Source organism: Clostridium hydrogenum (assembly GCF_021432385.1).
Lineage (GTDB): Bacteria > Bacillota > Clostridia > Clostridiales > Clostridiaceae > Clostridium_S > Clostridium_S hydrogenum.
Window position 1 is genome coordinate 1,280,635 of record NZ_JAEACT010000002.1, and the last position, 22,786, is coordinate 1,303,420.

The window sequence follows — 22,786 nt, forward strand, 5'->3', positions numbered from 1 at the left end:
AATAATCAAGTTTATAACATCAGTAAAAGGAGAAATATTAATGAATCATAAAAAAGTATGTTTTATTTCATGTGTTAATGATTCAGAGTTTTATGGGGAATGCTTAAAATACATAAACAATTTAAATATACCAAAAGGTTTTCAAATACAAACGTTAGCTATAAAAGATGCAAAAAGCATAGCTTCTGCATATAATGAGGCAATGAAAGCAAGTGATGCTCAATATAAAGTGTATCTTCATCAAGATGTATTTATCATAAATAAAAATTTTATTGAGGATATTATAAAAATTTTTAATGATGATAAAAAAATAGGAATAATTGGTATGGCAGGAGCAAAAGTTATTCCTACAAATGCCAAGTGGGAGGAGGCTTTTGAAAGATTTGGTGCAGTTTATGAAAATCATACCGGCGTAATGAAACCTCTTAAATTTAACGAAGTAAAAGGAAATTATGTTGAAGTAAAAAGTGTTGACGGTTTTTTATTGGCAACAAATCAAGATATACAATGGAGAGAAGATATTTTTACAGGGTTGCATTTTTATGATCTATCTCAATGTGTTGAATATATACTAAAAGGATATAAAATAGTAGTACCAAAACAAGAAAGTCCTTGGTGCATGCATGATTGTGGTTTGGTAGAAACTACTGGAAAGTATGATATATATAGAGAGGCTTTTCTTGATGAATATTCTAAAAAGATATTTCCATTAGTTAGTATTTTGATACCAGCTTATAATAAACCTAAATTTTTGGAAATAGCTTTAAAGTCAGTATTAAATCAAACCTATAGAAATATAGAAGTAATTATATGTGATGATAGTACAAACGATGAAGTGGAGAATATGATTAAACGATATATGGCAAGATATACATGTATAAAATATAGAAGAAATAGTAAGGAAAAAGTAGATAATAATGAAATTGAAAACAGTGAAAGAAATAATAGTGTTATCAAAAACTTTAATAGGTGTTTAAGGTTAAGTTGTGGACAATATATAAATTATCTTATTGATGACGATGTGTATAGAAAAGATAAGATAAGTGTGATGATGAATTATTACATAGCATTTAATGACATAACTTTAGTTACATCTTATCGTCAGCTTATGGATAAAGATGGTAATGAGCTTGATGATATTCTTGAAACTAAAAAGCTTAATGATAGTCCAACAATTCTAGATGGTAAGATTTTTAGAAATTTTATTCTTGAGAATATGTTAAATTTAATTGGAGAACCAACATGTGTGCTTTTTAAGAAAAAAGATTTAGAAGGCAAAATGTTTGGAGAATTTTATGGAAGAATATACTATTGCAATCTAGATATCGCCACATGGTTAGGATTATTATCAAAAGGCAAGGCTGTATATATACCAGATCCCTTGAGTAAAAGGCGATTTCATGGTGAAATGCGAAGTGAGATACTTTATGTAAAAATATTAGGTGCTACTGAATGGTATAATTTGATAAATAGTTCTATTGAACTTGGATATATAGCAAAAAAAGCTGAAAAAAATAATATGATAAATTGGATCAAAAAAAGTCAATATCTTTTTGATAGCATTATTGAAGAAAAGGATTTAAGCAAGTTGCCATTAAAAGAATTATATGAGTGTTTTGATAATGCAATAAAAAGTACATTACAGATAGAAATATAATTTATAAGAGTATGTTAAAATGTAGGTGTTATTTTTTTCGGGTAGCCCATAAGGAATTATGTGTAATGCGGTAAAAATTATAGAATACATTTTTTCAAAATTTTCTGTGGAGATAAACAATTATGAAATTTAAAATGGTTAATTTACAATACTGAGCGAGAAGAGGAAGGATTTTGAAAGAAAAACTTACATTTATAAAAAAGATATTGGGGATGGCCAAAGTATGAGTAAGAAGTCAGAATTGAAAAATGAAATTTTAAAGTATATTGAAAAGTGCATAGATGAAGGAAAAATAAAAGAGGCAGAAATGCTTATAGAAGAGTATGAAAAAAAAATTAGATATGATGTAGATATTTATTCTTATAAAGCAATTGTAAAAATACTCCGAAACGACTTAGAAGCTGCTGAAATTATATTAGTAAAAGGGTTAATACTAGATATTAAAAATTTTGATTTGCTATATAATTTGGCATATATTTATGAAGTTAAAAAAGCATATACTAAAGCTAAAGGCATATATACATATGCTAATTTATATTGTACAGACAAAAATTTGAAAATAGAAATACAAAATAAAATTGCACAAATAAAAGAAGTTAATCATGGGAAGATTGGCTTTTTACAAGAAATTTTATTAAAAGCATTAGAAAATGCAAATAATATAGGATATGATGATCAACTTGAAAATTTAAATTTCACTGAGTATAGGGATAAGAAATATATAAGTGACAACATTGAAGAAATATTAAGATTATATAATAATATTTCTGAAGAAGATTCAAAAAAAAGTTTGATAGCTGTAATTTCTAATGTAATTTTGCAAAATACTGAAGTTTTTAATATAGAGGATAGCGATGATAATAAAAAAATAATTTCTATAAAAAAAGACAAAGAAGTAAGCTATGTTGGTATTAAAACTAGTGTTGAGGAGGAAATAAATAAATTTTTAAATGAATTAGGCACAATAGAAAGGGATGAAGTTATTTTAATTTTTGGTTTAGCCTTAGGAGATCATGTTTTGTCACTAGCAGAAAAAACTTCTGAAAATAATAGGATTATAGTTATAGAACCCAAAATAGAAATAATTAATTTATTTAAGCTTAGTTTGAATTTTAATAAATTAAATATATATAACAGAATAAGTATATTTTTTTATAAAGATAAGGAATTGGAAAATGTTTTATCTAGAGTTTATGAACAAAATTGTCAAGTCAAATTTCAGTGTTATTCTAATTATAAAAGTAATTTTGAAATGCAATTTGAAGAATTTGTAAGTAAATTAAAACTATCTTTCAAGGTTGAGCATGAGCTGCAGCCTGAAGGATTTGATTATCTAATAAAAGAATTTATGCAAAGTGAAGATATTGAAGTAATGGTTACTGGGATTTCCTATGCGGTATTTGGTTTTTATCCTCCTTTTATGAAAAGGAAAACTTTTAATTTTGCTCTGCCTAGCCAAGACATATATTTTGACTATGAAATAGTAAAATTTGCAATGAATTTCAATAAAGCAATTAGTAATTTGAAATATGTAATAATTTCGCTTTGTCATTACAGCTTTGAAAATGATTTATCACTCTCTAAACAGAATGCTGGAATATTACATAGATATATTGAAGTAATAAAAAAAACCCATAATTATGATAATGTAAGAGGGATTAAGATGCTTCATCAAATTTATAAACAAATTTATTCAATAAATTATTATCACTATAATGTTTTTGCTAAAGATTTTATAAGAAATATAAATGAAGCTGATATTTTAAATCAAAGAGATTTAGCACAAAAACAATCAAGTAATAATTTTCCAGATACAGTTATAGAAAATGAAAAAATATTAGGTGAGTATTTAAATTTTTTATACAAAAGAAATATTAAACCAATAGTCGTAGTGTGTCCTGCAAGTAAATTGTATACACAATATTATGATAGTAATTCTAGTAACAGATTTTATAATTCTATAAATAAACTTCAAAATAAATATAAATTTCAAATGTTAGATTATTTTTATTCTGATAAATTTGATGAAAGTGATTATTATGATGGATCGCATTTAAATATTAAAGGTGCGAAAAAATTTGCTGAAATTTTAGAAGAAGATATAATTTGGTGAATTGTGGAGGATGTTTAATGGATGATAAGAAAATATGTATTATTTTTGATGCAAATCAGAAAAATGAGATAAGTAAGCTCATTATACCAGATGGATATGAAATTGAAATTAGAAGTATTGCAAATACAAATAATATTACAAAAGCTTATAATGAAATTTTAAATTCTTCTGATGCTAAGTATAAAATTTATATTAACCAGTTAGTTAGTTTTCAAAATAAAAATATATTATTTGATGTAATTAAGATTTTTTTGGAAAACAGAAAAATAGGCATGCTTGGTATTATTGGAACTGAGACCATTCCAACTAGTGGTATATGGCAAGAGTCTACGAATAAGTATGGCAAATATTATTATGTAGAAAAAAATAATAAAAAGGAAATTATAGAACGTAATATAAAAGAAGAATATAAAAAAGTAAAAGTCATTGGCAGTGCGTTTATGGCGACACAATATGATGTAAGGTGGAGAGAAGAATTATTTGATGATATGTATTTTTATGATACAGCACAATGTATAGAATTTATAAAATTAGGATATGAAATAGTTGTGCCCAGGCAAGATGAATCTTGGTGTACAATAAATAAAAAATACAAAGTTATACCAAATAAGTTTGAAGAATATAATGAAATATTTTTAAAGGAATATTCTAAAGATATTTTTCCACTTGTTAGCATATTAATAGCTACGTATAATAGACCAAATTATTTTAAGATTGCATTAGAAAGTGCTATAAATCAAAGTTATAAGAATATAGAAATAATAGTTGGTGATGATAGCACTAATAATGAAACACAGAATGTGATTAAACCGTACATAGAAAAATATAAAAATATAAAATATTATAGCAATGGTGGTCCCCTTGGTAATTATGGAGTAAATAATGGTTTGAAATGTTTTAAACTTAGTAATGGTGAATTTGTTAACTATCTTATGGATGATGATGTTTTTCATAAAGATAAAATAAAAAAGATGATGAATTATTTTATTGAGAATAAAAAAATTTCTTTGGTTACATCTTATAGGAAAGTAATCGATAAAGACGGTAATGAAAAAGAGGATATAGCACCAACTAAAAAATTGCTTGATAGTACGGGGACTATAAAGGGAAATCAATTGATTCAGATGATTTTTCATTCAATGACTAATATTGTAGGTGAGCCTACCACAGTTCTTTTTAGAAAAAAAGATATTGCTGATTGTGGATTTGGAAATTATAGAGGAAAACAATATATATCAATAATTGATGTAGCTTCTTGGATTAATTTATTATTGAAAGGAGATGCAGTTTATATATCAGAAGCTTTAAGTTATTTTAGAATACATGAAGGTCAAAATGAAAATAGGGTAGAACTTATATGTAATGGATTATTGGAGTGGTTTAACTTAATAATTGAATATAGCAATAATGAAAAGTTGATAAATTATAAACAAGTTGTTGCAAGATGGATATATTTATTTATATGTATATTAAGCGATGAAGATAAGAGTAGTCAATTTAAAATAGCTCAAAAAATTAAATTGTATGAATGTTATAATTATGCGATTAAAAAAGTATTAGATATTAAATTGAAATGAGTGATTAAAATGATAAACGTAACGAAAACATATCTTCCTGATAAAAATATATATATGAAATACATTGATAAGATATATGAAACTGGTTGGGTTACAAATAATGGACAATTTGCAAAACAATTGGAGAAAGAGTTGAAAGATTATTTAGGTGTAAGAAATATAATACTTGTTTCTAATGGAACACTAGCATTACAAGTGGCATACAAACTTTTAAATTTATCAGATGGGGTTATAACTACACCGTTTTCTTTTGTAGCAACTACAAGTAGTATGGTATGGGAAGGGTTAAAACCTGTATTTGTAGATATTAATAAAGATAGTTTTAATATTGATTGTGCTGAGATTGAAAGTAAAATATCTAATACAATTTCAGCTATTGTTCCAGTACATGTTTTTGGAAATGGGTGTGATGTTGAGGAAATACAAAAAATTTCAAGGAAACATAATTTAAAGGTAATATATGATGCAGCTCATGCCTTTGGAGTAAAATATAAAGAAAAGAGTATACTCAATTATGGTGATATATCAATATTAAGCTTTCATGCTACTAAGGTTTTTCATACTATTGAAGGTGGGGCATTAATAATAAATAATGATGATTTATATGAGAGAGCTAAATTGATGATAAATTTTGGAATAAAGGGTCCTGAGAAAATTGATGAGTTGGGTATAAATGCCAAGATGAACGAATTTCAGGCAGCAATGGGATTGTGTATGCTAAACAGCATGGATGAAATTTTTAAAAATCGAAAAGCAGTTTATGAAATTTATGCTAATGCTTTTTATAATAGAAATGATGTGAAATTACAGATACATAATTTAAATTGTAATTATAATTATAGCTATTTTCCCATTGTTTTTGAGACTGAAGAAAAGCTGTTAAAAGTGAAAAGGACTTTAGAAAAAAATAATATTTATGCTCGAAGGTATTTTTATCCATCGTTAGATACATTATATTATCTGAATAATGAACATTTAAAAGTTTCAAATAGCATTGCAAGAACAATATTATGTTTGCCAATGTATGATTCACTAGATAATAAGACGCAGTATAAAATTATAAAATTAGTTTTGGAGTGTTTAACATGAAGATTGGAATAATGCAACCTTATTTGTTTCCTTACTTGGGATACTTTCAATTGATTAATTTTGTTGATTTATTTGTGATATATGATGATGTTCAATATATAAAAGGAGGATGGATTAATAGAAATAAGATCAAAGTAAATGATCGGGAAAGTTATTTTTCTATTAGTGTTAAAAATGATAGTACATATAAAAATATAAATGAGAGATATTATTCTGACAAGTTTTTATATCAAAAAGAGAAGTTTTTAAAAACGTTGCAGTTTGCATATAAAAAGGCACCATATTTTGATGAAACATATAATTTAGTGAAATGTATTTTTGATTATCCAAATTTAAAGGTTTCTGAATTTAATTCCAACAGTATAAAATTAATTTGTGATTATACAAATATAAAAACAAATTTTATTATATCATCAAACATAGATAATCATAGTGGGCTGAAAGCTCAAGAAAGACTTATATATATAAACAAATGTTTAAATTCAAGTTGGTATATTAATGCCGTAGGTGGAATAAAACTGTATTCTAGGATTGAATTTGAAAAAAATGATGTGCAACTTAATTTTATAAAGATGAAAGAAGTAAAGTACAATCAATTTGGAAAAGAATTTATTAATAATCTTTCTATAATAGATGTTTTAATGTTTAATTCTAAAGATGAAATAAAAGAATTATTAAATGAATTTGAATTAACATAAAGGATAGAGGCTGAAAATGGATAAAAATAAAGAAATTGGTGGTTTTTTTGAGCTAGAGTTAAGTAACAATGGTGAGTACCATCAAAATGCGATAAAATTAAATAATGGTAGAAATTGTTTGCTATATATATTAAAAGCTAAAAATTACAAAAAAGTATATTTGCCATATTATATATGTAATTCTGTTATACAGATATTAAAAAAATCAAACATTATATATGAATTTTATAGCATAAACCAAGATTTTAAACCTAATTTTAATAAAAGTTTACAAAACGATGAGTCATTATTATATGTTAATTATTTTGGCATCAATATAGAAAATGTGAAACTTTTGTTAAATACGTATAAGAATGTTATTATAGATAATACACAAGCCTTTTTTCAAAGACCAATAAAAAATGAGGATACTTTTTATTCTGCTAGAAAGTTTTTTGGAGTTTCAGATGGTGGATATTTATATACTGATAAAAAATTAGAAGAAAGTATCGATTTAGATGAATCTTATAAAAGATTTCAGCACATGTTAAAAAGGATAGATAATGATACCGCTAAAGATAGCTATAGTATTTTTAAGGAAAATGAAAAAATATTAGGTAATGAGGATATTAAATTTATGTCAAACCTAACGAAAAGGGTTTTGGCTAGTATAAATTACGACAATATAAAAAAAATTAGAAATGATAATTTTATGTTTTTACATGAAAATTTGTGTAAATATAATGAAATTTATATAAAAAATCAAAAATTAGATGCTCCTATGGTATATCCTTTTCTTATTAATAAAAATGGACTGAGGGAGTTTCTAATAAAAAAAAATATTTATATAGCTACATATTGGAAAGAAGTATTAAATAGAGTGAGTAGGGGATATTTTGAGTACAAATTAGTAAAAAATTTAATTCCTATTCCAATTGATCAAAGATATAACATTGATGATATGAAAATAATTATAAAAAATATAGATTATTTTATTTGTGGAGGTCTTAGATGAATATTTATGGAAAAAAAGTTGTATTAAGAGCAATAGAAAAAGAAGATTTAGAAAATTTACGAGATGTAATGAATGATCCAGAAGTTGAGAGATTAGTTGGTGGATGGGCATTTCCTGTTTCAAGATATGAACAACAAATATGGTATGAAAATTCCATTAAAAATAAAAGTACTTTGAGGTGGATGATAGAGACACAACATGATGGTGTAATTGGAATGACTGGACTATGGAATATTGATTGGAAATATAGAAATGCATTTAATGGTATTAAAATAAGTAATAAAGAGTTTAGGGGTAAAGGATATGGAACGGATACTGTTATGGCAGTAATGAGATACGCTTTTGAAGAGCTTAATCTTAAGAGACTTGATGGTGATATAGTTGAATATAATGAGAAATCTAAGAATTTATATTGCAAGAGATGTGGATGGAAGGAAGAAGGAGTAAGGAAAAAGCATGTTTTTAAAAACAATAAATATTATGATAGTATATTAGTTGGAATATTAGATGAGGAATACTTTGAATTAATAAAAGATAATAGATACTGGGAAGATGAAAAATAAATATTATAAAAGTAATATGAATCATTAAGAATTTAGTTTGAAGAAGTTGTTATGATGGATGAAGAAGTTAAAAAGTTGGAGGAATATGGTGGGATATAAGATGAGGATTCTTTAAAGCTATGATAAATTTACACCAAAAGACTATTTAGTTGGGCATAGAAGATTTGATACAGTTGAAATGATAAAGTTGAAATGATAAAGTAGCATTGCTAAGATGCAGACTTAAGAGTTGTTGCAATAAGTGGAGTATACTTAAAACCCTTATCAGAAAAACAAATGTATAATCTTGGAATAGACGCAGTTAAAGCGTTTTATGCATTAGGAGAAGAAATACCTAAGTATTGTGCTAATTTATTTTTAGTATGTACAAAAAAGTTTTATTGAGTTTAGAAGTAAAGGAATGATATATGTGAATTTATGTTATATGGTAAAAAGCTTTAGTTATTTAACACTGCTAAAAGCTTTTGTAAATAGCAATATTAATATAAAAGAAATTAAAAGCATACAAGAACTAGAAAAAGATGATTTGTTTTTGATATCAAAACAATATGATAATTATAATGAAGTGAGTAAAGAATTAGATAATGTGATTATATGGGAAGATATACTAAATAAATTTTATAATTATGCTATTGAAAAGTATTTTTATAATTATGATTATTATTATTTAAAAAATTCTTTGAAAAGTGCTTTAAAGGATAATATTGAAACTATTTTTGTTGGTTCATCTTATGCACGGTTTGGTGTTGAAGAAAGTCTTATTAAAAGTCCATGTGTTAATTTGTCATTACCTTCACAGGATATTTATTATTCATGTTTAATTGGAAGATACATAGTGAGTAAAAATTCAAATATAAAAAGGGTATTCATTGGAACGGGATACTATTCTTTTTATTCAGACTTGTCACTTACAAAGGAGCCAGAATTAATGCGTATAGCAGATGTCTATTATCCAATATTTAAAGATTTACATAATTGCAAAGAACTTTCTAAAAGTGTAAATTTAAATTTATATGAGGATAAAATATTTAATATTAAAATCATAGTTGATTTTTTGTGTGAAGATATATTTAAAAAGTTTAATGGTGAATACTTTATTGAAGGAAGAAATAGAGTTAAATTAAGATATGAACTAGAAAAAATGAAGGATTGTAAATGGTCAGAAATTGATGATATCAGCAAGGAAGATTGTGCACGTGAAAGAACAGCCTTTCATAATAAGGCAATTAAATATGTAACTTCCTATAAGGAAAATATAGAAATTTTAAATTCTTTTGTGAATTATTGTAATGAAAAAAGCATTGCAGTTTATATGATTGTATTTCCAAGTACAAAATTCTATAAAAAATATTTATTAAAACAATATAGAGAATCATACATATCAGCATTAAATTCAATTGATGGGATAATTCATCTTGTTGATTTTAATGATATAAATGTATTTAATGATACAGATTTTGTAGATACAGATCACTTAGATAAAAGTGGGGCGATTAAAGTTTGTGAGATTATAAATAATTTAAATATGCACTTAGAGTGAAAACACATTCTTTACAAGAAAATTTATTACGGAAAAATGTTTGTGCAATAAATTTTTAAGCATATACTTGGGTGGAAAATTACAAATAGCCTTGAAAAAATGTATTTAGATATGATTGAATGTATAAGTAAAATTGATTAACTAGAAATTATATAGAAACCTAAAGTTAAAACAAATATATACGATAATCTAAATAATTATAATTATTATTTTGGAGTTGATTAAAATGCAAGTAGGTCATAACATGTGGTCGTTTAATATTTTTACAAAATATAAATCTGCACTTACTGATCAGACTAAAGCAATGAATACTATATCATCAGGTCTTAGAGTCAATAATGCAATGGATGATCCTTATGCAATAGCAAAGGATGAAAATTTTAATTTGCAGCTTAGAGGTCTTCAAAAAGCTAGTTCTAATGCTCAGGATACTATAAATCTTGTTCAGACTGCGGATAGTGCCTTAGGTGGTATAAGTTCATTATTGGATAGAATTAGAGAATTAGCTGTTCAGAATAAAAATGATACATACAATAGTGATAATAGAAGTGATTCTCAAACTGAAGTAAGTAACCTTATTAATGAAATAGACCATTTGGCTAAAAGTACGAATATAAATGATGTAAATTTATTAAATTCGGCAAGCGGAAGTATAAAATGTATGATTGGTTCTAATATAGGAGAAACTATAGATATACCAACCTTTGATTTTCAGGCAGCTAGTATTAAAGATGCTTCAGGAAATGCATTAACTAGCATTGATGTTACAACCTCAAGTGGCTGCAGTCAAGCCATGGACATTATAGATTCGGCTATTAGTTCTGTTAATAGTGCTAGAAACAAATTTGGGGCTTTGGAAAATAGGTTGGACACTAGTATTACAAATGGAAGTGAAATAAGCGAAGAAACTCAAGCTGGAGATAGCAGTATAATGGATGCAGATGTAGCAGCTGAAATGATGAGATATTCAAAAGACAGTATAATAGTGCAGGCAGGAACAGCTATGATGGCTCAATCCAATAAATTTCCACAAGAAGTATTAAATATATTACAAAATGTAAAATAATAGGAAGTGTATACATTATAAATTTCATGTTACACTAAAGATAAACCACCGTGAAACTTGAAATTCATTTGTACCAAAACGCCATCTTCTGCGCATTGTGGTGCAAATTGATTTTAGTAGTTGAACTGGTATATCTATAGAAAAAGCAATTCTTAAGTTGAGAATTGTTTTTTTTATATTTTCTTTTTATTCAGGTGGTTAAAATGAAAAGATTTAATACTATGGGTGTTTATATTCCAAAAAAAGATTTTATGGTGGATGTTACTGGAGATAAACCGCTTGAAATTTAAAAATTAATGTGAAGATAAACAATAAAGAGATATTTATGGTGTGCTATAAATATGTATGATATAATAAATTAAGAGGTAAATAAAAGTTGAGGCAGTGATTACAGTGGCAAGTGAAAAAATAAAATGGCATCCAGCTTTTGCAGCAGCAATACAACTTGAATTTAAGGAATATCAAGAATATTTAAATTTTGAAGAAGAGCATCAGTTAACTGAAGAGCCGCTAAAAATAGATGTGGTGATAATAAAGAAGTTGCAAGATGTATATATAAATAAGAGCATAGGAAAAATACTAGCTAAATATAATATATTTGAATATAAATCGCCAACAGATTATCTGTCAATAGATGACTATTATAAGGTAAAGGCATATGCATATTTGTATAAAGCATTATCAAAAAATACTAATAGCATAGATATAGACGAAATAACAATAACGTTAACTTCTACAAAGAAGCCTAAAAAATTAATAAAGTATTTAAAAGAAAAAAGTATAGATGTAGTATGTGAAGGAAAAGGACTATATTATATAGAAAATACAGACATAAAAATTCAGTTGCTTGTAATGAGAGAGTTACCAGATGAAGAAGGAGAATATTTAAAATTACTTCAACTAGAACACAAAAACATCAATTTATTAAATAAGTGGATGAATGAATATATAAAAAACAATAAAAACCCATTGTATGAAATTATAATGTCGGTTATAGCTCAAAGTAATCCAAATAATTTAATGGAGGTGTATAAAGAGATGGCAAAAGTACAATTAAATGAAAGCAATCAGATATTTCTTAAGGATATGGTGAAAAAATTTGATTTGGATAAAGAGTTCAAGGAAGAAGGTAAAATAGAGGGTAAAATAGAAGGAAAAGCGGAAGCTATAGTAGAAATTTTAAATGATAAAGGATTTGTACCAGAAGATTTCAAGAAGAAAATTTATTCACAAAAAGATGCTGATATATTAAAAATATGGCTTAAATTTGCAGTGAAATGTGATAGTATAGATGAATTTAAAAATTTATCTAATATGTAAATTAAAAAATAATATAATAGACGTCAGAAGCTTAATTTAAAGCCAATGATGTCTATTTTTATATATAATATTACTGTAGAAAGAAATCAAAATATAGATAAACCAGTTCAACTATTAAAATTTATGTGCACCATAATGCCCAAAGGACGGCATTTTGGTACAAATAAATTTTAAGTTTCAAGTTGGTTTATCTTTAAGTCAATGGAGATGTAAAAAGTATGATAAAATTACTTATATTTGATTTAGATGATACCTTATATGATGAATTTCAGTTTGTCCAAAATGGATTTAAAGAAGTAGCAAAATACTTATCTAATAAATATGTAATGGATATTGAAGACTTATATGATACAATGCTGAAACTTTTAAAAAAGCATGGTAGGGGAGCAATTTTTGATAAGCTCTGTGAAAAATACAATTTTAATGAACAGATAATGAAGTTAGTTGAAATATATAGAAATGCAAAAGGCAAATTTGAATTATATGAGGATGCCCGTGAAGTTTTAATGAAATTGCAGTATAATTATAAGTTGGGAATGATAACAGATGGAAAGGCATCAGTTCAGTGGAATAAGATTAAATGTTTAGATATAGAAAAATATTTCGATAAAATAATTGTAACAGATGACTTTGGAAGAGAATATTGGAAACCAAATGAATATGCATATAAAAAAATGCTCCAATATTTTAATTGTAAGCAGGATGAGGCTATTTACATAGGTGATAATCCAGTTAAGGATTTTATCGGTGCGAGAAAAGTTGGGATTTTTACTGCTAGAATTATAAGAGAGCAGGGAGATAATATGAAGTTAGAAGCAGAAAAAGGGTATGAAGCGGATTTTACAATTAGAAACTTAAAGGAAATATTAAATATAATAGACAACTTTAAAAATAGAAATTACTAATAATAAATGTATTTTGATAAACTAGAATTTAATTCAGAGTACGGAGTACAGAGTACAATGAATGATGATTTTTCTACGTGAACGTAGAAAAATCTAAAAACTTATTTTTTTATTGCTTGTGCAATTGTATTATGTATGGTGATCAGCAAAGCTGACAACATTTAAATATAAGATTTACCTAAGCCACGCGAAAGGTAAATCATCCTTCACTGTACTCTGTACTCCGTCATCTGTACTCTGAGTTAAATTCTAATTTGTCAGGATAAACTTATTATTTATAATTTCAAAGTTCTAGGCAGTTTAACTATATGTAAGGGGTGTTATTGTGTCAAAAATTATTTGTATTGTGCAGGCGAGAATGGGTTCTGAAAGGCTTCCTGGAAAAGTAATTAAACCTATTTTAGGAAAGCCAATGATTATATATACCTTAAATAGATTAAAGAAATCAAGATACATAGATAAAATTGTGGTAGCAACTTCGCTTTCAGAAAAAGAAAGAAGTTTAATAAATAAATGTGAACAATATGATTATGATGTATTTAAGGGATCAGAAGAGAATGTATTAAAAAGATATAAAGATGTTTCTGATAAATACAAGGAATCTGAAGAGGATATTATAATAAGAGTAACAGGAGATTGTCCATTAATAGATCCTGTTATAGTCGACAATGTGATAACAAAATTTATGTATGAGGATTATGATTATGTAAGACTTGATGTTCCAGATACTTTTGTTAGAGGTTTTGATGTTGAAGTTTTTTCAAAGAAAGCTTTGGATAGGGTTTTTGATAAGGTACATAAAAATAATGACTTGGATGCTGATAATACCATGTATAAGGAGCATGTAACTTTATATATGTATAAGCATCCTGAAGAATTTAAAATTGGTTATGTAAAAGGCAGTGAATTTTATCAAAAAGATTATAGATTGTGTGTAGATACTGAACTCGATTTTAAATTAGTTAATGAAATCTATAATCATTTTCAAGATGAATTTGTGACTGCCAAGTATGTTATTAGTTTTTTAGATAAAAATAAAGATATAGCAAATTTAAATTTTGAAATAAAGCAAAAACAAGTGTAGGATAGGAGAAGTCTAATGAAGATACTGTTAACAGCAGTTGGCAAAAGAATTCAACTTATAAAAAAACTTAAGATAGCTTCTAGTGTTATAGGAACTGATGCTGGAGATTTAGTAGCTGCATCATGTTTTCTTGATAAATTTTATAAGGTAAAAAAATATTATGAGGATGGATATGTTGAGCAGCTATTAGATATATGTTATAAGGAGAAAATAGACTATTTGATACCTTTATATGAAAAAGAATTTGAGTTGCTTTGTAATTGTAGAGAACTTTTTGAAAGAAAAGGTACTAAATTATTATTGAGCAGTAAAAAAATTATTGAAATATGTAATGATAAATCTAAAACCTACGAATTCTTTAAAGCTAATAATATATGCTGCCCTAAAACTTATTTCAAAGAAGAAGTACCAGATAATGTTAAATTTCCACTAATAATAAAACCTTTTGATGGTATGGGAAGTAGCAATGTATTTAAAATAAAAAATAAAAAGGAACTTCAATTTTTTATAGAATATGTAGAAAATCCAATTGTTCAAGAATTTATTGAAGGCATTGAGTTTACTATAGATGTTCTTTGCGACTTAAAAGGTAATGTCATTTTTTCAATTCCAAGGGAGAGAATTGAAGTTAGAGCAGGAGAAGTATCAAAATCCAGAACTATTAAAAATGAAAAAATAATTAGAGAAGTTAAAGAATTGTGTAATAAATTAAATGGCATAGGAGAAAACGAATTTTTAATAGGTCCACTTACAATCCAGTGCATACTAAATAAAAATAATGAAGTTTACTTTATAGAAATAAATCCACGTTTTGGTGGAGGAGTTCCGCTTTCTTTTGAAGCAGGTGGAAATTATGCATTGTATTTAAATAAGATGAAAAATGGTGAAGATATAGAACCTCTTGAGGATTTTAAAGAAATTACTATGCTTAGATATGATGAAGCGATATTTATATAGCAATTCACAATGCACGATGCACAATTCACAATGAAGGATGATTTTCTTCCGTTTTAACTACAGAAAATCTAAAACTTATAGTTGACACCAATTTCAGATAAAATTCTATTGTTTCGTTCAGCTAGCTGAACATCTTATTTGTTTTTTATGTAATTTTAGATTTATCTGACGACAGGAAGATAAATCAACCTCCATTGTGCATTGTGAATTGGTTAAGGAGGGCAACGAGTTTATGAATAAAATTATAAATATAAATGGTGTAAAAGTAGGAGAAGGACAAAAAACCTTCATAATAGCAGAAATGTCTGCAAATCACAATCAAAATTTTGATAGGGCAGTAGAAATTATTAAAGCTGCAAAAAAAGCAGGTGCAGATGCTATAAAGCTTCAAACCTATACACCAGATACAATAACCTTTGATTCGGATAATGAGTATTTTCAAATAAAGCAGGGTACAATTTGGGATGGAACAACTCTGCATAAGTTATATGAAACTGCATATACTCCTTGGGAGTGGCAGCCTAAATTAAAAAAAATTGCTGAAGAAGAAGGACTTATATGCTTTTCATCTCCCTTTGATAATACTGCGGTAGATTTTCTTGAGAATCTAGAGGTACCCGCTTACAAAATAGCATCCTTTGAACTTACAGATATACCTTTTGTTGAATATATAGCATCAAAAGGAAAACCAGTTATAATGTCAACGGGGATTGCAGAAATTGGAGAGATTTATGAAGCAATAGATGCTTGCAGGCGAATGAACAATGAAAATGTAATCTTGCTTAAATGCAGCAGTTCTTATCCATCACCATTTGAAGATATAAATTTAAAAACAATACCAAATATGAGAGAAACATTTGATTGCAGTGTTGGACTTTCAGATCATACTATGGGTAATTCTGTTGGGACAGCTGCTGTTGCTCTAGGGGCATCGGTTATAGAAAAACATTTTACCTTAAGCAGAAACGATGGCGGGCCTGATTCAGCATTTTCTATGGAACCAGAGGAATTTTATGATATGGTAAAAAATATAAGGGAAGTTGAAAAAGCTCTAGGAAAAGTAACTTATGAGCTTACGGAAAAACAAAAAAATAGTAGGCAGCATTCTAGATCCTTGTTTGTTATAAAAGATATAAAAAAAGGCGAAATATTTACAAATGAAAATATTAAGAGTATAAGACCGGCATTTGGATTGCAAACTAAGTATATAAAAGATGTGATAGGTAAAAAGGCAAAGCTAGATGTAAAAAAAGGAACACCGCTAGCTTGGAGCTTAGTAGAATAAAAGTGAGTGAAGGTTTTAACCTGCGGTTAAAGATTAAGGAATATTTTTTCGTTTTACTCCGAAAAATAAGAAAATTAGGATTAAAAGATAAAGATTGTGGTTACAATTTTTAATATAATTGTAATTACGAGGTGAAGATAGTGAAAAAATCTGTTTTGATGGAAGCAAGTTTTAATGTTGCAGTGGAAGCTGTTAATATTTACAAGCATCTTTTGGCTAAGAATGAATATGTTATATCTAAACAATTTTTAAGATCGGCTACTAGTATTGGGGTTAACATTATAGAAGCAAAATATTCTGAAAGTAAGAAGGATTTCATCCATAAATTCCGTATTGCATTAAAAGAATGTAACGAAACTTTGTATTGGTTGGAGCTTATTGAATATAGCGAAGAATTTAAAATAGAAGAAGTAAATAATATTTCAAAAAAGTGCAATTCCATTTTAAGAATGATAGTATCCTCAATACAAACTTGTGAAAAAAATTTGGATAATGCAGATAATATTAAAGCCGACTAGTTAAAAGATTTTCCACAGCAAGGCGGAGGAAAATCAACATTTACATTTTATCGCAGATAAAATAGTTAACTTTTAACAAGTGTAACGTCGTTAAACCCTTCACTTTTCGCGCAGCGAAAAAGTTAGTCTTTTAACGAGCCAAGCGATGTCAAAAACTTTCACTAAAGAAAAGGGGTGATAGTATGAGGATTTTGATTAGAACTGATGGTGGACCTAATATTGGTATGGGACATATTATGAGAACACTTACTTTAGCTAAAGAATTAAAAAAATATTTTGATGTTGCTTTTGTATGCAGAACAGAATTACAAGATAAAACTTTTAATCAAAATGGAGAATTTGCTGATGGTGTACATAAAATTCAAGTGTTAGGTTTTAAAATTTTATTTATAAGGGATGATAAAGTTTTAGAAGATTTAGCCGAATTAAAAGCAGATATCCTAATAACAGATAGTTATGATGTTACTGAAGATTATTTTATTGAAACTAAAAAAATGTTTAATAAAACCATATATATAGATGATATGTGTCTTTATAATTTTAAAAATACAGATATGATCATAAATCAAAATATAAATGCTGAAGACTTGGATTATAAACTTAATGTTGGAACTAGTTATTTACTTGGTTGTAATTATACAATACTTAGAGAAGAGTTTAGAAATTCAAATATTAACTATATAAAAAGAAAAGCACGGGAAATTATGATTACTTTTGGTGGTTCAGATCCTTTTTTACTTACACTTAAAACTCTATATTATTTAAAGGATGAACCATATAATTTTCATGTAGTCGTAGGTCCAGCTTTTAATAATGAATATATAAATAAGCTTAAAAGCTATGAAACATATTCAAATATAAATTTTTATTATAATGCAAATATGAGAGCACTCATGGAAAAAAGCGATATTTGTATATCTGCTGCAGGAAGTACCTTGTATGAGCTTTGTTCAATAGGAGTTCCCTCGATTTCTGTTATAATAGCGGAAAATCAAACTAAAGTTGCAGAGAAATTTGACAATATGCAAATAATAAAGAATCTTGGCTGGCATAACGAAATAAATAAGGAAAAAATTGTAGGGGAGCTAGGAGAATTGAGCAAGAGCTATAGTAAGAGAAAAGAAATATCTTTAAAAGCTAGAAATTTGGTAGATGGAGAGGGAACTTTAAGAATAGTTGAAAAAATATTGGATATGGTATGAGGCATTTTAAAGAAAATGAGAAGTATAACCTTCAGCTATTTTTTAAGATGCCCAAACTGAATTTTGAATTTTATTAGGAGGAATGGAAAAAGTTATGAATAATGTAAAAGAAATTATTATTTTTGGCGCCTCAAAATTAGGTAAAATGGCATTTTTTAATTTGAAAAATCAATATAAAATAAAATATTTTTGTGATAATGATGAGAAAAAGTGGGGAAATTATATAGATGGTATTAAAATAATTTCACCAACGGAAGTTGAGTATAGTAGCAGCTGTTATATTGTAATAGCCAGTATGTATTTTAGAGAAATAACGAAACAGCTTACTGTAGATTTGAAAATAGATGAAAATCATATTTACATATATGACATAGATGAAAATAAATTAAGAAAATTAAAACCTAAGGATTCAATAAATTTACCTAAATCCAATGATTTGAAGAATATAGCCTTTTTTTGTGTAAATAGGGGAGATGCATTTCTAGATCATATAGTTAATTCGCTTAAAAAAGATTATAACGTAAAAAAAATATTGGTGGATGAGGATTATTCATTGATGGACAAGGCAATGGTATGGGCTGATATATGTTGGTTTGAATGGTGCGATGAATTGATAGTTTATGGAAGTAAATTAGAAATTGCTAAAAATAAGAAGATTATATGTAGACTTCACAGTTATGAAGCTTTCGGTAGTACTATTTATAATGTTAATTGGAATAATGTTGATAAGGTTATTTTTGTAGCAGAGCATGTAAGGGATAATGTATTAAGTAAAGTAAGCATAAGTGAAGAAAAAATCAATATTATATACAATGGAATAGATTTGAAGAAGTTTGCTTTTAAGCCTAGAAAAAAAGGGTTTAATATTGCATATGTTGGATATATAAATTTTAAAAAGGGACCTATGCTACTTTTGCATACAATTAAAGCAATTGTGGACAGAGATTCTAGGTATAAATTTTATATTGCGGGCAAATTTAATGATGAAAGATATATAGTATATTTTAAACAAATGCTAAGGGAACTTGGAATTAAAAATAATGTTATATATTCTGGATGGAGAAATGATGTAAATGTTTGGTTGGAAGATAAAAACTACATAATTTCCTCAAGTCTTTGGGAGGGAAACCCTGTTGGTGTTATGGAGGCTATGGCAGAAGGGATAAAACCATTGATACATAATTTTTTTGGAGCAAAAAAACAATTCGGAAAATACGTTTGGAGCAGCATAGATGAGTGTATAGAAAAACTTGAAACAGATGACTATGATTCTGAAGAATATAGAAAATTTATAATAGATAACTATTCACTTGAAAGAGAAATGAAAAATATAAATAGCTTAATAAATGATATTAAATAAATTTTAACTGTGAGGATTTAAAAGTGGAGAAAGATAAAATTATTATTTTTGGAGCATCTAATTTAGGTAAAATTGCTTATGAGACTTTAAAAAATAAATATGAAATTTGTTTTTTTAGTGATAATAATTTAAATAAAATTGGAAAAAAATTTTGCAACATAGAAATTATTGATCCTAAAAAAATAATTAATTATAAAAATTTTAAAATTATAATTTCTAGTATGTACTATGATGAAATATCAGTACAATTAAAAGATTATGGGTTACAGGAAATTTATATTTTCTTTTATGCTGATGTAAATGATACTACATATAAAAAAGATTATTGCATAGAAAAAATGTGTAATATAGATAATTATAAAAATATAAATTTAGATAGTAAGTTTAAAAAAGCATACAAAAATAATTTTAGTCTTATATATAATAAAAAAGACCATACACCAAATAATGATGATATAAGTTATAAAAAAACAGTATTAATAATTTCATATATATTTCCACCTATTGGTGGGTCTGGAGTTCAAAGAACTTTAAAATTTGTAAAATACTTAAGGGATTATGGATGGAATCCAATAGTAATTACATGTGGGCAAAATTTTTCACAGGATGAGAAGGATGAGACACTTTTAAAGGAAATACCACAAGGTACTAGGATAATTAGAATTGATGATGAATTTTTTAATACTGAAAGGTTAAACAAACAACAGGTTCAGCAAATTATAAATTTACTATATGGGTTAGTCGATGATGAAAACTTAATGATTAGTTTTGTAAATTATATTAAGGATAGCGGTGGAAAAAATAGAACGAAAATATTAATACCTGATATTAATATATCTTGGGTTAATTCGGTATTAGAAAAAATTCAAGAAATTATTAATTTTAAGCATATTGATATGATATATACTACATCTGGACCTTATTCGGATCATATAGCAGGATATTATTTAAATAAAAAATATAATATACCATGGGTTGCGGATTTTAGAGATGAATGGACATATAACCCATATACCCAAAAAGATAAAAATGATATAAATTTTAAACTTGAAAGAGAAATGGAGAAAAACGTAGTAAATAGTGCAGATAAAGTTATTGCGGTTACGCCAATGGCAGTCGAAAATTATATTAAGAATTTTAAAATATCTAGACAAAAAATTATTAATATTACAAATGGTTTTGATGAAGATGATTTCCGCTTTCTTAATTATGATAAAAAGAATAACGAAAAATTTACTATAATTTCAAATGGATCTTTTTATTTAAAAAGGAATCCATATTCTTTTTTAGAAGCTGTTAATGAGTTAATTAAAGAAAATAAAATTGAAGGAGATAAATTAAATATAGAGTTTATTGGGAAAATAGAAAATGAGATGCAAAGGGAAATTGAAAAATTAGATATATATAATGTAATAAAAGTAAAGTCATATATGCCGCATATTGAAAGCTTGATTAATGCTAATAAAGGAAATTTACTGTTGCTAGTTATAGGTGAAGATGAAAAAGTAAAATCCTTATATCCAGGCAAAGTATTTGAATATTTAAGATTAAAAAAAGATATATTGGCGTTATCACCTAAAGATAGCGTAGCTAGTAAATTGTTAAATGAAACAAATGCAGGTGAAAACTTTGAATATAGAAATATAATTGGAATAAAAGATTATATTTTAAAATGTTATAGTGCATGGGAAAAAAACAAAACGTATAACAAATTCAATAATGATGAAATTAACAAATTTAATAGAAAAGTGCTTACGGGAGAGTTGGTTAATGTATTTGAACAAATAATTGCAAAGAAAGGATATAGTTGAGGGATGATGTTATGAATAAGTTTAACCTTTCTGTATTAATGTGTACATATAATTCTGAAAAGTATATTTCAGAAACAATTGAAAGTATATTAAATCAAACTTTTGGGGAATTTGAATTTATAATTGTTGATGATGGCTCAACAGATGATACAGAGAAAATTATAAAAAGATTTAAAGATGCGAGAATAAAATATTATAAACTTGAAAAAAATGTTGGCATAGGTAAGGCATCAAATTATGGACTTATGAAAACGAGCAGTAAATACATTGCAAGGGTGGATTCGGATGATATCTATGATATAACTAGATTTCAGAAGCAAAAAAATTTTTTAGATAAAAATAATGACTTTTGTATAGTTGGATCATTAATTGATTATTTTTGTGAGAATTCAAATAATGAAAGATATATGTATTGCAAAAATTATATTGAAAAGCAAACTAATAGTGTACTTACACAAGAGGATATGCATGAAAAATTATATTGGTACTGCTGCTTGGTAAATTCGTCTATAATGGGAAGAAGTGAAGTTATAAAAAAATATGGATATGGAGATTTTAGGATAGGTGAAGATTACAAGTTGTTTTATGAGCTAAATAAATCTGGACATAAAATAATCAATTTTAATGAAATTCTATGCAGAATTCGTATAAGTGATAAATCTATATGCGCAGCAAGTGATTTGGAAGTATATAAAATATTGTATGAAATAAAAAAAGAAGAAATTAAAAATTTATTTGAATTAGATAACCGCAAAGTATATATATGGGGGGCTGGAGGGCTTGGAAAAAGCTTATGCCAAGTATTTAAAGATAATGGATTTCAAATTGATGGATTTGTTGATGGCATGAAAGAAAAATGGAATACAGTAATTTGTGATAAAGTTGTAAAATCTCCATATGAAATCATTAATGAATATAAAAAGGTTAAAGTTGTTGTTGCCTCGGAACCGGGTAGATTTGCTATAACAGATTATTTAAAAAGTAAGGGCTATGACAATCTAATTGATTATATAGTGTTTTAAATGTGATTTGAAAGGATATACTTGT

19 protein-coding genes are annotated in these 22,786 nt (G+C 26.5%); all 19 read left to right on the forward strand.

Going from position 1 to position 22,786, the window contains the following annotated elements; translation table 11 throughout:
• The first annotated feature begins 40 nt into the window (after positions 1-40).
• The 19 genes from CUEA01_RS05650 (at position 41) to CUEA01_RS05740 (ending at position 22,761) form a co-directional block, all read left to right on the forward strand.
• On the forward strand, positions 41-1,657 hold the full coding sequence (locus tag CUEA01_RS05650; protein ID WP_234119733.1) for a glycosyltransferase: 1,617 nt from the start codon (positions 41-43) through the stop codon (positions 1,655-1,657).
• A 223-nt stretch (positions 1,658-1,880) separates the two neighbouring features.
• Positions 1,881-3,770, forward strand: a complete 1,890-nt coding sequence (locus tag CUEA01_RS05655) for a tetratricopeptide repeat protein (RefSeq protein WP_234119735.1) — start codon at positions 1,881-1,883, stop codon at positions 3,768-3,770.
• A 17-nt stretch (positions 3,771-3,787) separates the two neighbouring features.
• The gene (locus CUEA01_RS05660) at positions 3,788-5,347 is read left to right on the forward strand and encodes a glycosyltransferase (RefSeq protein WP_234119736.1); all 1,560 of its coding nucleotides are present in this window, start codon (positions 3,788-3,790) and stop codon (positions 5,345-5,347) included.
• 9 nt (positions 5,348-5,356) lie between these two features.
• Positions 5,357-6,436 carry a DegT/DnrJ/EryC1/StrS family aminotransferase gene (locus CUEA01_RS05665; protein ID WP_234119738.1) on the forward strand — a complete coding sequence of 360 codons (1,080 nt, stop codon included), beginning with the start codon at positions 5,357-5,359 and terminating at the stop codon, positions 6,434-6,436.
• Positions 6,433-7,134 carry a WbqC family protein gene (locus tag CUEA01_RS05670; protein WP_234119740.1) on the forward strand — a complete coding sequence of 234 codons (702 nt, stop codon included), beginning with the start codon at positions 6,433-6,435 and terminating at the stop codon, positions 7,132-7,134. Before CUEA01_RS05665 ends, CUEA01_RS05670 begins: the two co-directional genes overlap by 4 nt.
• A gap of 16 nt (positions 7,135-7,150) precedes the next feature.
• The gene (locus tag CUEA01_RS05675; RefSeq protein WP_234119742.1) at positions 7,151-8,128 is read left to right on the forward strand and encodes a hypothetical protein; all 978 of its coding nucleotides are present in this window, start codon (positions 7,151-7,153) and stop codon (positions 8,126-8,128) included.
• Entirely contained in the window at positions 8,125-8,691 is a 567-nt protein-coding gene (locus tag CUEA01_RS05680; RefSeq protein WP_234119744.1) for a GNAT family N-acetyltransferase, read from the forward strand. Before CUEA01_RS05675 ends, CUEA01_RS05680 begins: the two co-directional genes overlap by 4 nt.
• 409 nt (positions 8,692-9,100) lie before the next feature.
• Complete coding sequence (locus CUEA01_RS05685) at positions 9,101-10,231, forward strand: hypothetical protein (RefSeq protein ID WP_234119746.1); 1,131 nt, start codon at positions 9,101-9,103, stop codon at positions 10,229-10,231.
• Positions 10,232-10,457: 226 nt separating this feature from the next.
• Positions 10,458-11,297, forward strand: coding sequence for a flagellin N-terminal helical domain-containing protein (locus tag CUEA01_RS05690; protein ID WP_234119748.1), 840 nt, complete (start codon positions 10,458-10,460; stop codon positions 11,295-11,297).
• A gap of 393 nt (positions 11,298-11,690) precedes the next feature.
• Positions 11,691-12,617 (forward strand): 3-isopropylmalate dehydrogenase, encoded by a 927-nt coding sequence (locus CUEA01_RS05695; protein WP_234119751.1) that lies wholly within the window; start codon positions 11,691-11,693, stop codon positions 12,615-12,617.
• A gap of 218 nt (positions 12,618-12,835) precedes the next feature.
• The gene (locus tag CUEA01_RS05700; RefSeq protein ID WP_234119754.1) at positions 12,836-13,522 is read left to right on the forward strand and encodes an HAD family hydrolase; all 687 of its coding nucleotides are present in this window, start codon (positions 12,836-12,838) and stop codon (positions 13,520-13,522) included.
• A 325-nt stretch (positions 13,523-13,847) separates the two neighbouring features.
• Positions 13,848-14,606 carry a glycosyltransferase family protein gene (locus CUEA01_RS05705; protein WP_329603967.1) on the forward strand — a complete coding sequence of 253 codons (759 nt, stop codon included), beginning with the start codon at positions 13,848-13,850 and terminating at the stop codon, positions 14,604-14,606.
• A gap of 15 nt (positions 14,607-14,621) precedes the next feature.
• Complete coding sequence (locus CUEA01_RS05710) at positions 14,622-15,563, forward strand: ATP-grasp domain-containing protein (protein ID WP_234119756.1); 942 nt, start codon at positions 14,622-14,624, stop codon at positions 15,561-15,563.
• 232 nt (positions 15,564-15,795) lie between these two features.
• Positions 15,796-16,848 carry a pseudaminic acid synthase gene (pseI, locus tag CUEA01_RS05715; RefSeq protein ID WP_234119758.1) on the forward strand — a complete coding sequence of 351 codons (1,053 nt, stop codon included), beginning with the start codon at positions 15,796-15,798 and terminating at the stop codon, positions 16,846-16,848.
• A gap of 140 nt (positions 16,849-16,988) precedes the next feature.
• Positions 16,989-17,366, forward strand: coding sequence for a four helix bundle protein (locus CUEA01_RS05720; protein WP_234119760.1), 378 nt, complete (start codon positions 16,989-16,991; stop codon positions 17,364-17,366).
• Positions 17,367-17,548: 182 nt separating this feature from the next.
• The gene (gene pseG, locus CUEA01_RS05725; RefSeq protein WP_234119762.1) at positions 17,549-18,568 is read left to right on the forward strand and encodes a UDP-2,4-diacetamido-2,4,6-trideoxy-beta-L-altropyranose hydrolase; all 1,020 of its coding nucleotides are present in this window, start codon (positions 17,549-17,551) and stop codon (positions 18,566-18,568) included.
• Between the two features lie 82 nt (positions 18,569-18,650).
• The gene (locus CUEA01_RS05730; protein ID WP_234119764.1) at positions 18,651-19,928 is read left to right on the forward strand and encodes a glycosyltransferase family 4 protein; all 1,278 of its coding nucleotides are present in this window, start codon (positions 18,651-18,653) and stop codon (positions 19,926-19,928) included.
• Positions 19,929-19,951: 23 nt separating this feature from the next.
• Positions 19,952-21,739, forward strand: a complete 1,788-nt coding sequence (locus CUEA01_RS25110; protein WP_234119766.1) for a glycosyltransferase — start codon at positions 19,952-19,954, stop codon at positions 21,737-21,739.
• Positions 21,740-21,750: 11 nt separating this feature from the next.
• Positions 21,751-22,761 (forward strand): glycosyltransferase, encoded by a 1,011-nt coding sequence (locus tag CUEA01_RS05740; protein WP_234119768.1) that lies wholly within the window; start codon positions 21,751-21,753, stop codon positions 22,759-22,761.
• Positions 22,762-22,786: the final 25 nt, after the last annotated feature.

What these genes read in the sequence shown, in the direction of transcription:
- CUEA01_RS05650 (WP_234119733.1), top strand. Translation starts at nt 41, where the DNA reads ATGAATCATAAAAAAGTATGTTTTATTTCATGTGTTAATGATTCAGAG.
- CUEA01_RS05655 (WP_234119735.1), top strand. Translation starts at nt 1,881, where the DNA reads ATGAGTAAGAAGTCAGAATTGAAAAATGAAATTTTAAAGTATATTGAA.
- CUEA01_RS05660 (WP_234119736.1), top strand. Translation starts at nt 3,788, where the DNA reads ATGGATGATAAGAAAATATGTATTATTTTTGATGCAAATCAGAAAAAT.
- CUEA01_RS05665 (WP_234119738.1), top strand. Translation starts at nt 5,357, where the DNA reads ATGATAAACGTAACGAAAACATATCTTCCTGATAAAAATATATATATG.
- CUEA01_RS05670 (WP_234119740.1), top strand. Translation starts at nt 6,433, where the DNA reads ATGAAGATTGGAATAATGCAACCTTATTTGTTTCCTTACTTGGGATAC.
- CUEA01_RS05675 (WP_234119742.1), top strand. Translation starts at nt 7,151, where the DNA reads ATGGATAAAAATAAAGAAATTGGTGGTTTTTTTGAGCTAGAGTTAAGT.
- CUEA01_RS05680 (WP_234119744.1), top strand. Translation starts at nt 8,125, where the DNA reads ATGAATATTTATGGAAAAAAAGTTGTATTAAGAGCAATAGAAAAAGAA.
- CUEA01_RS05690 (WP_234119748.1), top strand. Translation starts at nt 10,458, where the DNA reads ATGCAAGTAGGTCATAACATGTGGTCGTTTAATATTTTTACAAAATAT.
- CUEA01_RS05700 (WP_234119754.1), top strand. Translation starts at nt 12,836, where the DNA reads ATGATAAAATTACTTATATTTGATTTAGATGATACCTTATATGATGAA.
- CUEA01_RS05710 (WP_234119756.1), top strand. Translation starts at nt 14,622, where the DNA reads ATGAAGATACTGTTAACAGCAGTTGGCAAAAGAATTCAACTTATAAAA.
- pseI (WP_234119758.1), top strand. Translation starts at nt 15,796, where the DNA reads ATGAATAAAATTATAAATATAAATGGTGTAAAAGTAGGAGAAGGACAA.
- pseG (WP_234119762.1), top strand. Translation starts at nt 17,549, where the DNA reads ATGAGGATTTTGATTAGAACTGATGGTGGACCTAATATTGGTATGGGA.
- CUEA01_RS05730 (WP_234119764.1), top strand. Translation starts at nt 18,651, where the DNA reads ATGGAAAAAGTTATGAATAATGTAAAAGAAATTATTATTTTTGGCGCC.
- CUEA01_RS05740 (WP_234119768.1), top strand. Translation starts at nt 21,751, where the DNA reads ATGAATAAGTTTAACCTTTCTGTATTAATGTGTACATATAATTCTGAA.